General features: G+C 71.4%; 12 protein-coding genes and 1 pseudogene. 5 read left to right on the forward strand and 8 right to left on the reverse strand.

Annotation, left to right across the window (positions count from 1 at the left end; genetic code table 11):
• Positions 1-137, reverse strand: a pseudogene (locus ETD86_RS47485) (L-glyceraldehyde 3-phosphate reductase); the annotation flags it as partial.
• Between the two features lie 206 nt (positions 138-343).
• On the opposite strand from ETD86_RS47485, the gene ETD86_RS56160 reads away from it, so the two are divergent.
• From ETD86_RS56160 to ETD86_RS47495, 3 genes are all read left to right on the forward strand, one after another.
• Positions 344-484 carry a hypothetical protein gene (locus ETD86_RS56160; protein ID WP_170223663.1) on the forward strand — a complete coding sequence of 47 codons (141 nt, stop codon included), beginning with the start codon at positions 344-346 and terminating at the stop codon, positions 482-484.
• A 171-nt stretch (positions 485-655) separates the two neighbouring features.
• Positions 656-1,399 (forward strand): phytanoyl-CoA dioxygenase family protein, encoded by a 744-nt coding sequence (locus tag ETD86_RS47490; RefSeq protein ID WP_138673205.1) that lies wholly within the window; start codon positions 656-658, stop codon positions 1,397-1,399.
• A 7-nt stretch (positions 1,400-1,406) separates the two neighbouring features.
• Positions 1,407-2,360, forward strand: a complete 954-nt coding sequence (locus ETD86_RS47495; protein WP_138673206.1) for an alpha/beta hydrolase — start codon at positions 1,407-1,409, stop codon at positions 2,358-2,360.
• Between the two features lie 5 nt (positions 2,361-2,365).
• On the opposite strand, the gene ETD86_RS47500 is transcribed toward ETD86_RS47495, so the two are convergent.
• From ETD86_RS47500 to ETD86_RS47530, 7 genes are all read right to left on the reverse strand, one after another.
• Positions 2,366-4,495, reverse strand: a complete 2,130-nt coding sequence (locus tag ETD86_RS47500) for a DEAD/DEAH box helicase (RefSeq protein ID WP_138673207.1) — start codon at positions 4,493-4,495, stop codon at positions 2,366-2,368.
• A 195-nt stretch (positions 4,496-4,690) separates the two neighbouring features.
• Entirely contained in the window at positions 4,691-5,461 is a 771-nt protein-coding gene (locus ETD86_RS47505; protein WP_138673208.1) for a hypothetical protein, read from the reverse strand.
• A 105-nt stretch (positions 5,462-5,566) separates the two neighbouring features.
• Positions 5,567-6,160 carry a TetR/AcrR family transcriptional regulator gene (locus tag ETD86_RS47510; RefSeq protein ID WP_138673209.1) on the reverse strand — a complete coding sequence of 198 codons (594 nt, stop codon included), beginning with the start codon at positions 6,158-6,160 and terminating at the stop codon, positions 5,567-5,569.
• A 114-nt stretch (positions 6,161-6,274) separates the two neighbouring features.
• On the reverse strand, positions 6,275-6,718 hold the full coding sequence (locus tag ETD86_RS47515) for a CBS domain-containing protein (RefSeq protein ID WP_138673210.1): 444 nt from the start codon (positions 6,716-6,718) through the stop codon (positions 6,275-6,277).
• Between the two features lie 41 nt (positions 6,719-6,759).
• Positions 6,760-7,422 (reverse strand): potassium channel family protein, encoded by a 663-nt coding sequence (locus tag ETD86_RS47520; protein ID WP_211370758.1) that lies wholly within the window; start codon positions 7,420-7,422, stop codon positions 6,760-6,762.
• Positions 7,415-8,743, reverse strand: a complete 1,329-nt coding sequence (locus ETD86_RS47525; protein ID WP_342779355.1) for a TrkH family potassium uptake protein — start codon at positions 8,741-8,743, stop codon at positions 7,415-7,417. The genes ETD86_RS47520 and ETD86_RS47525 overlap by 8 nt, the downstream gene beginning before the upstream one ends.
• A gap of 215 nt (positions 8,744-8,958) precedes the next feature.
• Entirely contained in the window at positions 8,959-10,125 is a 1,167-nt protein-coding gene (locus tag ETD86_RS47530) for an epoxide hydrolase family protein (RefSeq protein ID WP_138673212.1), read from the reverse strand.
• Between the two features lie 64 nt (positions 10,126-10,189).
• Here ETD86_RS47530 and ETD86_RS47535 point away from each other — a divergent pair, with 64 nt between their 5' ends.
• Together ETD86_RS47535 and ETD86_RS47540 are read left to right on the forward strand one after the other, a co-directional pair.
• Entirely contained in the window at positions 10,190-11,146 is a 957-nt protein-coding gene (locus tag ETD86_RS47535) for a helix-turn-helix transcriptional regulator (RefSeq protein WP_170223664.1), read from the forward strand.
• 21 nt (positions 11,147-11,167) lie between these two features.
• Entirely contained in the window at positions 11,168-11,743 is a 576-nt protein-coding gene (locus tag ETD86_RS47540) for a riboflavin biosynthesis intermediates N-glycosidase (protein ID WP_138673214.1), read from the forward strand.
• Positions 11,744-11,833 lie beyond the last annotated feature (90 nt).

Raw genomic sequence — 11,833 nt, forward strand, 5'->3', positions numbered from 1 at the left:
AGCGCCTTGTGCAGGATCGCCCGCTGGCTCTCGACCGGCTTGCCCTCACCGAAGTTGTGCCACAGACCGAGCGACACGGCGGGCAGCAGCAGTCCGCTGCGACCGCACCTGCGGTACGGCTGACGTTCGTAATCCAAGGAGGACCTTCCCGAAGACCTTAATGAAACGTTTTACGCGGCTACGTTACCGATTGCCGAGCCCGGCGTGTGACAGGAGTTCTCCTACGGGGACTGCGTGGAGGCTCCGTACCCGACGGCTTTCGGCGCGTTCGCCGCGCCAGCGGGAACGGAGATCACCCTCCGCTCGTGATCGAGGCGAGTCCCAGCGGACCGACACGATCACGGTGCCCCAGAGCGGGATCCTGGAGATCCAGGCCTGGAGCTGGCACCGGCCGTCGCGAACCGACGGAACGGTCAGGATCGAGGTGCTCAACCACAACAAGCCGGCGGCGCAGGCCACGCACCCGGTCCACTGCCAGCACTGACCCACCTCAGCACAACCGCGCCTGGACGGCACGCACCGTGCCGTCCAGCTCCAGCAGTGCGATCGGCTGGTCGCCGCCGCCCGCCGGGAACCATGTGCGGACGGCCTTCCGCATGCTGAGTACCTCGCGCCGCGGGGCAAGAAACGTCACAAAGGCGGACGGGAGTGCGGCATGACCGAGGCATCGACGGTGCGGTTCTACAGGGACAACGGCTACGTGCTGGTCAAAGGGCTGTTGAGCCGCGAGGAGGCGGCGGCGTACCGGGAGGAGTGTCATGCCGTGCTGGCGCGCCTGCGGCGTACGGACCCCACCTGGGGGAGCGCGCGCGAGCTGGCCGGCCGCCCAACCGAGCTGCGTCACTGCCACGACGCGCAGTTCTACTCGGCGGCGTTCGCACGGCTCATGGTCGACTCCCGTTTCACCGACCTGGCGGCGGCGCTGATGGGGTCGGAGAACGTGCAGCTCCACCACACCAAGATCTTCGTCAAGCCGGCGGAGAAGGGCTCGCCGTTCCCCATGCACCAGGACGCCGCGCATTTCCCGCACACCAGGCACACGGTCGGCGCCGCCATCTTCCACTTCGACGACGCCCCGGAGGAGAAGGGGTGCGTGCGCGTGGTGCCGGGCAGCCACCGCGGCGGGCCGCTGCCGCACATCGAGGAGGGCGGCTGGCACCTGCCGCTGTCGGAGTGGCCGCTGGAGGCCGCCGTCCCCGTCGAGGCCGAGGCGGGGGACGTGCTGTTCCTCACCTACCTCACCGTGCACGGGTCCGGGGTCAACCGGGCGGACGAGGCCCGCACGACCCTGCTCATCCAGTTCCGCGACCCCGAGGACGCCCCCGCCGACGACGTGCACCACTCGCGCGGGCAGGGGATGATGTTGCGGGGGGTCGATCCGACGATACGCGGAGGCTGAGCGTCCCATGCGGAGACGGTGGATATGGGCGGCCGCGGCCGGCGTCGTGGCCGTGGTCGTCGTGGTCGCGGTCGTCGTGGTGCTGCGCGGCGGCGCGGCCGCGCCCGAGCAGGCGAGCGGCGTGCGGGTGGTGACGCGGGAGCAGGCCGGCGAGCGCATGCAGGATCTCACCGTACGATCACCGGCGCTGGGCGCGACGACCCCGGTACGCGTGCTGCTGCCGCAGGGCTGGACGCCGGGCTCCGGCCCGTGGCCGGTGCTCTACCTGCTGCACGGCTGCTGCAGCCCCAACCACCTCGTGTGGGTCGACGAGGGCGGCGCGGAGCGGCTCACGAAAGACTTACGGGCGATCGTGGTCGTCCCCGACGGTGGCCAGGTCGGGTTCTACTCCGACTGGTTGCGCGGCCCGAAATGGGAGACCTACCACATCAAGGAGCTCATCCCGCTGATCGAGGCCGAGTTCGGGGCGGGGCCCCAGCGGGCGATCGCCGGGCTGTCCATGGGCGGGCTCGGCGCCATGGCGTACGCCGCCAGGCACCCCGGCATGTTCCGCGCCGCGGCGTCGTACTCCGGCGTCCTCGACACGACCCGCGACCGCAGCGGAACGCGCTCCCTCGTCAGCCGCAACGGCGAGGACCCCGGCAACCTCTGGGGCGACCTGGACACCAACAAAGACGTGTGGGAGGCCCACAATCCCACCGCGCTCGCGGACCGGCTGAAGGACGTCCAGCTCTACGTGTCCTGCGGTGACGGCCTGCCGGGTCCGCTGGATCCGCCCGGCGCGTCGGGCGACTACGAGGGCGCGTTGCTGGCGCAGGCGCAGACCTTCGCCGAGCGGGCCAAGCAGGCGGGGGCACGCGTCACCACCGACTTCTACGGTGAGGGCACCCACACCTTCCCCTACTGGGAACGCGCGCTCGAACGGTCGCTCCCGATGTTGCGCGCGGCCATCGGCGCCTGACCCCGTCAGCCGTCGGCGGCGCCGGCCGGCTGGGGGCCGTTCAGGAGGCGGCGCTGCTCCTCCTCGACCACCAGCCGGGCGAGCTCGTTCTCCGACACGTCCACGGCCTCGGCGGCCGACTCGGCCAGATCGCTGCGCCTGGCGTAGGCGTCGAAGAGCGCCGACTTGCGACCCAGGATGGCCAGCATGCGCTGGTCGACGGAGTCCACCGTGAGCAGCCGGTGCACCTGCACCTTGCGTACCTGTCCCATGCGGTGCGCCCGCGCCACGGCCTGGGTCTCCATGCTCGGCTTGACCTGCGGCTCGCACATGATCACCACAGAGGCGGCCTGCAGGTTGAGCCCCACGCCGCCCGCCTGCACCTGGCTGAGCAGCACCGCGTGCCCCTGCGCCGCGGAGAAGTCGTCCACGACCTGCTGCCGCCGCACCGCGCTCAGCCCGCCGGAGATCGGCCCGTGCGCCCGCCCGTCCAGCGCGGCGCCGACGGCGGCCAGCACCGCGCGGAAATAGGAGAACACCACCACCTTCAGCCCGTTGGCCTCGGCGTCCTCGACGAGTTCGAGCAGACGCTTGAGCTTGGCCGATGTCGCGGGCTCGGCGTAGGCGGCGCGGCGCATGGCCATGAAGTTGCCGGCCGCCACCGCCTGCCGGTAGGCCTCGAAGTCGGCGCCGCTGAACTCCACCCATTCGTCCGCGTCCACCCGGTCGGGCAGCTCGGCGAGCACGTCCTCCTGATTGCGCCGCAGATAGACCGGCGCCACCGCCTTCCTGAACGCCTGCGCCCCCGCCACGACGTCACTGCTGCGCAGCTCCGCGGCCAGGTCGGGCCGCAGGTACGAGATCAGCGTGCGGAACTCCTCGACCCGGTTCTCCATAGGCGTGCCGGTCAGGAACAACACCCGTTCGGTGCGGGCGCACCAGGCGGCGACGGCCCTGGAGCGCTTGGTCTCCGGGTTCTTGACGTAGTGCGCCTCGTCGACGACCAGCATCCCGAGCGCGACCCCCGCCTCCAGCCGGTACAGGCCGTCGAGGGTGACCACGGCGACGCCGCCCCGTCGTGCCCAGTCCTGCTGGGCCGCGAGCCGCGCCTCGCCGTGCAGCGGAAAGGCCCGCAGGGTGCTGCGCGACTCGATCTCGCGGACCCAGTTGATCAGCACGCTCGTCGGGCACACCACCAGGAAGTGGGTCATCCCCTTGGCCTGCAGGTGCGCCAGCGCGGCGATCGCCTCGATCGACTTGCCCAGCCCCATCTCGTCGCCCAGGATGGCCCGGCCCTGCGCGAGGGCGAACCTGGCGCCGAACGCCTGGTAGCCGCGGAGCGACACCCGGCGGTGCGTGTCGTCGAGCGGCTGGGCGTTGACCTTCGCCGCCAGGTCGTCGGGCAGCAGGCCCTGGCCCGTGCCGACGGGCTCGCCGGCCAGCTCCGCGACCAGGCCGAAGTACTCCGGCGAGCGGGACTCGAAGTCCGTCCACGCCTCGAAGTCCCGTGCGGGGGGACGCAGCAGATCCGTGGTGACCTGGGCGAGCAGGAGCCGGGTCGCGCGGGCGCCGTCGAGCAGCTCGCCGATCGCGGCCACCGCCTCGCGGGCGCGGCGGCGGCGCTCGGGGAGCGTGAACAACATCCGCAACCGGCTGCGTGCCGGGCGCGCCTGCGCCAGCAGCGGCGTGAGCCGCCGAGCCAGGTCGCGGGCGGCGTCGAGGGCGCGGGGGAGGTCCGGGCCGACGTTCACCAGGCGTTGCAGGGCGATCACCAGGTCCGTCGTCGGCTGGTCGCGCCGCTCGACGTCGATGCGGATGCTCGCGGCCTCGGCGGCGGCCCGCTCGATCTGCCGGGCGGCCGCGTGGATCTGCCCCGCCGTCCGCGCCGCGATCCCCGGGAGTAACTGCAGCTGGTACGGCGAGGCCTCCAGCACCTGGCGGACGGTGGTGTACCCGGCCTTCTCCAGCGTCGCGATGCGCAGCCGGCCGTCGGTCACGTCCCGCAGTCGCGAGACGGGGATCTCGCCCAGCCCTGTCCTGGCCACGTGGATACGCAGCGCGTCGAGGGCGTCCTTGGCCTGGCGGTGGGCGGAGGCGTGCTCGTCGAGCAGGGCGCGCGCGTCGGCGAGGAGTCGGTCCGCGTCACGGAATTCCACCGGTCAAGAATGCCGTAGTTCGCTTGCGGCTGGATATCAACTCCCTGCCGCCCCACCATCCTCATGGCGACGGGGGTGCGACGGCGTCGCCGGGATCGAGGCCTGTCACGAGCGAACCGGCGCCTGGGTGCTCGCCATCAGCCACGACGCCGAACTCCTTGACCGCTGGACCGGCGGCAACGTACGGGACCGGGCTCAGTGCTCCTCGGGGACCGTCACGGGCGCGCTGAACGGGAGCACGAACAGCGGGCCCGTCACCACCGCGCGCTCGCTCCCCGGGCCGAAGGGCAGATCGGCGACCTGCCGGCAGGTGCCACGGTCCTCGATCCCGTACGTGGCGCCCTGACCGCCGGGTCCGGAGTTGAAGCGGCCGATGAGCGAGATACGATCCCGCACCCGCCCCCGCTCATCGATGAACAGGCCATGAATCGGCGCAGTGGCGGAGAAGCCGTCCGCGGTCAGCACTTCCTGCACCAGATCCGAGATCAGGAAACGCAGCGTCCGGCCGTCGGCGTCGGTGACGGTCCCGTCGAGTTCGCCGACGAACGGGGTGAAGATGCCCGGCGAGCTGGTGGCGAACCCGTCGGTGTACGGCAACGGCCGTTTGGCGAACTGCGAGACCCGGAAGGTGCGCTTGAAGGTCCCCGTCTTGATCGTGTAGGTGCCGTTCCGGCACTCGAAGGGCCGCAGCGTGCGCCCGGTGAGGTCGATCGTCTGCCGCTCGATCGGATTGCCGGTGGCGGGGTCGCCGAACCGCTCCTCGTCGATGCGTACGTCGAGGCCGCCCGGTGACAGCCTCAGCACGAAGCCGGGGCCTACCGCCTTGACATGGAACCGGCTCTCTTTGATCTCCAGACCGGGGGCGCCCGGCTGCTGCGCATGCGCGGCGGCCGCCGGCAAGAGCCCGGCAGCCGCCGCCGCGAGCAGGGTGAGGGCGATGCGCATGACCGGAATACCAGGACTCACGGGTCCTCCCTCGGAGTCGCGACGACCAGGTCATGGTATAGCGGGCACAAGGCGAGGGTCGATCATCTTCTGGACGGCGGTCCGCCAGGGCGCGGGCCCGTCGGGCTAGGGCTGTTCGAGGACCGAGAGCATCGTCGTGACCAGCACGCGCTCCACGTTCTCCGGCGCCAGCCGGCCCGCCTCCCGCTCCTGCGCGGCACTGTGAATGATCGAGAAGAACGTCGTCACCAGCCACGACAGCGGCAGGTCGGTACGGAAGTCCCCGTCCCGCTGCCCGCGCGCGATCAGCCGCTCCACCCGCCGCAACGGCCGGTCGTGATGCTCCCTGATCCGCTCGGTCGCCATGACCCGATCCGCGGCCACGAACAACCGGCGATGCCGGTCGAGGATCTCCCAGGACGACCGCAGCAGCTTCTCCATGGCCTCGGGCGCGGGAGCCGCGTCGATCGACGGGTCCTCCAGCACCGCGTCCGCCACGCCGACCGTGTGATCGAGCACGGCGTCCACCAACGCCTCCCGCGAGGGGAAATGCCCGTAGAGCGTCACCCTGCCCACCCCGGCGGCCTTGGCGATGTCGGCCACGCTGGCGCCCGGGTCGGCGCTCAGCAGCCGGGTCGCGGCCTCGAGGATCGCGGCGATGTTGCGCTCGGCGTCGGCCCGCCGGACGGGTACGGGCTGTCGTGCCGCAGTCTTCGCCATGCGACCACCCTACGAGGATCCACGGGGAGGTCCGGGCGACACGCCTGCACCGGACGCCGCCGCGTCAGGGCCTGGCGTCGCCCCGGAACGCGGCCAGGACGGCTGCCCCGTTGATCACAACTCCAGCGCGTGGTCCAGCAGCGACTGCAGCGTGACCGCCCCCACCAGCCGCCCGTCGCCGTCGACGACGGCCGTCAGCGGGCTGCGCGTGCGGGCCATGAGCGCCGCCAGCTCCAGCACCGTGGCCTTCGAGTCGGCCACCGGCAGCTCCCGAGGCTGCTCGGGCAGGCACTCGCGGACGGTCTTGCCGCCGAGCCTGCGCAGGAACAGGTCGGCATGGGCCTCGTCCACCACCCGCGCCAGCGCGGGGTCGTCCTGGCAGTACGGCGGGACCGCCAGCCGCAGCACCTGCGTGCCGGGCAGGATGCTGAGCGGCCGCCCGTCCTCGACGATGATGAGCCCGGGAAGGTCCTGCTCGGCCAGCAGCTTGGCCGCTTCGAGGGCCGGGGTGTCCATGGTGACCGTCGGGAACTCGACGGCGAGATCGCGTGCGCGCATCAATGGCCTCCGTCAGAAAGCCTAGCCAAGGCCGCCGCCTCTCAGGGGAGTTCCGCGAAGCGCTCGACCTGCTCGGTACGCCCGGAGACCAGGATGACGTCGCCGTAGGTCAGCTCGGTGTCGGCGTCGGCGTACGTGAACTCCTCGCCCGGCGCCTTGACCGCGACGATCGTGACGCCGTACTTGCGGCGCAGGTTCGAGCGCCCGAGCGGCACGCCGACGTAGTCCTTCGGCGGTTTGGTCTTGGCGAGCGCGAAGTTCTCGTCGACCTGCATGTAGTCGAGCATGCGCCCGCTGACCAGGTGTGCCACCCGCTCGCCCATGTCGTGCTCGGGGAAGACGACGTGATGGGCGCCGATGCGGCTCAGGATGCGGCCGTGCTGGGTGCTGATCGCCTTCGCCCAGATGTCGTTGATCTCCAGCTCGGCCAGCAGCGACGTGGCCAGGATGCTGGCCTCGATGTCGCCGCCGACGGCCACCACCGCCCGGTAGAAGTCCGGCACGCCCAGTTGCCGCAGCGCCTCCATGTCGGTGGCGTCCGCGGTCGCGATCTGGGTGATCTGCCCCGCCAGCGCCTGGGTGATCTTGGCCCGGTTGTCGATGGCGAGGACTTCGGTGCCGCGCCGGGTCAGCTCCAGCGCCAGCGACGTCCCGAACCTGCCCAGCCCGATGACCACCACCGGGTTGCTCGTTTGCTCAGCCAACGATGACTCGCTCCTCGGGTAGTTCGTAGTGGCGGGCGCGCCGGTTGAGCGCCAGCGCGGACCCGAGCGTCAGCGGGCCGATCCTGCCGATGAACATCAGTATGGTCAGCAGCACGTGCCCGGCGGGGCCCACGCTGGCGGTGATGCCGGTGGACAATCCGGCCGTGCCGAATGCCGAGACGACCTCGAACAGCACCTGGTCCAGCCGGTGCGGGGTCAGGGCGAGCAGCACGTAGGTCGAGACGGCCACCAGGGTGAGACCCAGCACCGTGATCGTGATGACCTGCCGCTGCGTGGCCTCGGGCAGGCGGCGGTGGCCGATGTTGACCCGGCTCTCACCACGGAGCTCGGCCCAGATGATGAAGGCGAGCATCCCGAACGTGGTCACCTTGATGCCGCCCGCGGTGCCCGCGCTGCCGCCGCCGATGAACATCAGCAGATCGGTGGTCAGCCAGCTCGACGGGTACATCTGCGAGATGTCCAGGCTGTTGAACCCGGCCGAGCGCGGCATGACGGCGGTGAAGAACGCGGCCAGCAGCTTGCCCGAGTCGTCGAGCGCGCCGAGCGTCCTCGGGTTGCGCCACTCGGTGACCAGGAAGATCAGCGTGCCGGCCACCAGCAGGATCGCGGTCACCACCACGGTGACCCTGGTCACCACCGTCCACTTGCGGGGCTGTCGCCAGTAGCGGGCCAGCTCGAACACCACCGGGAAGCCGAGGCCGCCGATGATGGCCGCGCCCGCGATGGTCAGGCAGATCCAGGGGTCGGTGACGAACCGCATGAGGCTGTCGGGCCAGAGCGTGAATCCGGCGCTGTTGAACGCCATGACCGCGTGGAAGCCGCCCAGGTAGAGGGCCCGCCCTAACGACTCGCCGTACCCGATGAGGAACCGCCCGGTGAGCAGAGCGGCGGCGATCACCTCGCACACCAGGCTGAACAGGACAAGCTTGAGCACCAGGCGGCGCACGTCGCTCATGCTCAGCGTCTTGGTCTCCGCCTGGGCCGCGATCCTGGCCCGCAACCCCAGACGCCCCGAGACGAGCAGGGTGAACAGCGTGGCCATCGTCATGATGCCCAGACCGCCCACCTGGGCCAGTCCGGCGATCACCACCTCGCCGAAGACCGACCAGTGCGCCTCGGTGTCGACCACCGCCAGCCCCGTCACGCACACGGCCGAGGCCGCCGTGAACAGGGCCGCCACCCAGCCCGCTGACTCGCCGCTCGTGGTGGCGATCGGCAGGGAGAGCAGGCTCGTGCCGATCCCGATGGCCAGGCCGAAACCCGTGGCCACGACCTGAGCCGGATGCCGGAATCTCGCCAAGAACGGGGGTGTCACAGCCATTACCGATCGCCACCGCGGTCAACGTCACGCATCGTGTGAAAACGCCCCCCGAGAGAGCTCAGCCGGCAGTCCAAAGCCGACCAGACTTCCCGGCGCATCGCGGACTACCGTAACAGCCCCAAGGGGCACCACCGTACATACGCCCCCTTGACGACGCGCCAAGGCCCGGCCGCGCGGGGAAGCCGGGCCAGGGTTCAGGCGAGCGAGCGGAAGAACTCCCGCACATCGGCGATCAGCACGCCGGGCGCCTCCAGGGCGGCGAAGTGCCCGCCATGATCGAACTCCGACCACCGCACCACGTTGTGCGCCTGCTCGGCCAGCGGCCGGACGGAGTAGTCGGTCGGGAACACCGCCGCCGCCGTCGGCACCGTCCCGCGCTCCACCGGCCCCCACGCGCTGAAGTCGTTGAACCGCTCGAAGTACGTGTGCGCCGACGACCCCGCCGTCTCGGTGAACCAGTAGATGCTCACGTCGGTGAGGATGCGGTCCCGGTCCACGGCGTCCTCGGGCAGCTTGGCCATCGGGTCGGTCCAGTCCTTGAACTTCTCCACGATCCAGGCCAGCTGCCCGGCGGGGGAGTCGTGCAGGGAGGCGGCGATGGTCTGCGGGCGGGTGCCGTGCAGCTGCATGTACGCCCCCAGCTTCTGCTGCCACTCCTCCATCCCGGCCAGCCGCCCCCGCTCGGCCTCGGTCAGCGAGCCCATGACCGCCGGGTCGCCGGTCGGGAACGTGAGCAGGCCGTTGACGTGCACGCCGATGACATTATCCGGGGTGAGCCGGCCCATCAGCGGCGCGATGAAGGCGCCGACGTCGCCGCCCTGGACGCCGTACCGGTCGTAGCCGAGCCTGGCCATCAGCTCGACCAGCGCGGCGGCCGTGCGGCCGTCCGTCCAGCCGGTCTCGCGCAGCGGGCCGGAGAAGCCGTATCCGGGCAGCGACGGGATCACCAGGTGGAAGGCGCCGGCGGCGGCGCCGCCGTGCGCGACCGGGTCGGTGAGCGGGCCGATGAGGTCGAGGAACTCGACGACCGAGCCCGGCCAGCCGTGCAGCAGCATGAGCGGGGTGGCGTCCCGCTCGGCCGAGCGGACGTGCAGGAAGTGCACGTCCGCGCCGTCGATCGTGGTGATGAACTGCGGGTACGCGTTCAGCGCCGCCTCCTGGGCGCGCCAGTCGAAGCCGTCCGCCCAGTACTCGGCCAGGGTGCGCAGGTAGCTCGTGGGCACGCCGCGTTCCCAGCCGGTGCCGGGCAGCTCGGGGGCCCAGCGGGTGCGTCCGAGGCGGTCGCGGAGGTCGTCGATGGCGGCCTGGGGGATCTCGATGCGATACGGCGTGATCTGGGAGGCGATGTCGCTGTTCGTCATGTCTTCGACAGTAGGAGCCATTGGTGACAGGGCTTGGCACCAATGGGGAGGCAGAATGACATTTATGTTGGAGACGTCGGCCCGGTTGCTGCGCCTGCTGTCCCTGCTGCAGTCCCGCGCCGACTGGACGGGCGCCGAGCTCGCCGAACGGCTGGAGGTCGGGCTGCGGACGGTGCGGCGCGACATCGACCGGCTGCGCGACCTCGGCTATCCGGTGGACGCCACGCCCGGTGTGGCCGGCGGGTACCGGCTCGGTGTGGGTGCCGCCCTGCCGCCGCTGCTGCTCGACGACGAGGAGGCCGTGGCCGTGGCGATCAGCCTGCGTACCGCCGCCACCGGCAACGTCGCCGGGCTGGAGGAGGGCTCGCTGCGGGCGCTGGCCAAGCTGCAGCAGGTGCTGCCGTCACGGCTGCGGCACCGGGTGAGCGCCTTCCAGGCCGCCACGGTGCCGCTGGCCGGTGCCGCCGTCCCGGCCGTGAGCGCCGACCTGCTGACCGCTCTCGCCGCCGTCTGCCGCGATCAGCGGCGGCTCCGGCTGCGCTATCAGGGACGTGCGGGCGTCTCCGCGCGCGAGGTCGAGCCGCACCGCCTGGTCCACACCCCGCGCCGCTGGTACCTGCTGGCCTGGGACGTGGGCAAGGGGGACTGGCGGACGTTCCGGGTCGACCGCATCCAGGCGCCGCTGGGGATGCCGGGGGCCCGCTTCACGCCGCGCACGCCGCCGCAGGAGGACGTGGCCGCGTACGTGTCCCGGACCATCACCTCCGCGCCGTACCGCTACCAGGCCCGCATCCTCTTCCACGCGCCCCTGGAGTCGGTCGCGCCCCAGACCTCTGCGGGCGCCGGGCGGCTGGAGGCGGTGGACGCCGGCACGTGCCTGTACAGCACGGGGTCCAACTCGCTCGACGAACTGGCGATCTACATCGCGGTCAAGGGCTTCGACTTCGAGGTGCTCGATCCGCCGGAGCTGGTGCCGGTCCTCCGCGAGGTCTCCGACCGCCTCCGCCGCGCGGCCGGATGAAACCTGTGGCACGGTTGGGGCATGTCCGACGACGTCGCCCTCCCCATGACCGTTGACGAGGCCACCGCCGCCGAGCGGGCAGGCCGGCAGCTCAAATATCTGTACTTCTGGGGTCACCAGCCCGCACGGGACGGCGTCGGCCCCGGCTGCCTGAGCCAGTGGTGGCCGGTGACGTTCACTGAGGACGGACACACCTTCGCCTCGGCCGAGCATTACATGATGGCGCACAAGGCGTGGCTGTTCGGCGATGACGAGACCGCGGCCAAGATCCTGGCGGCCGGTCACCCCGGCGAGGCCAAGAAGCTCGGCCGGACCGTGAGCGGCTTCGACGACGCGGCGTGGCAGGCGCACCGCTTCGCGATCGTCGTGCGCGGGAACGTCGCCAAGTTCGGCCGGCACGCGGACCTCGGCGCGTTCCTGCTCGGCACGTCGAACCGGGTCCTGGTGGAGGCCAGCCCGCGCGACCGGGTGTGGGGCATCGGGCTGACGGCCGACGACGAGCGCGCCGCCTCACCGGCGACGTGGCAGGGCCTCAACCTCCTCGGCTTCGCCCTGATGGCCGCCCGCGACGCGCTTCACGACGGGAACCGCAGATAACCAGGCGGGACGTGGTCGACCAGCCACACCCCGTTCGCGCTGCGCCGGAACACGTGCCCGTCCGCGTGCATCTCCCCGGCCCCCACCACC

This window comes from Nonomuraea turkmeniaca (assembly GCF_005889735.1).
GTDB lineage: Bacteria > Actinomycetota > Actinomycetes > Streptosporangiales > Streptosporangiaceae > Nonomuraea > Nonomuraea turkmeniaca.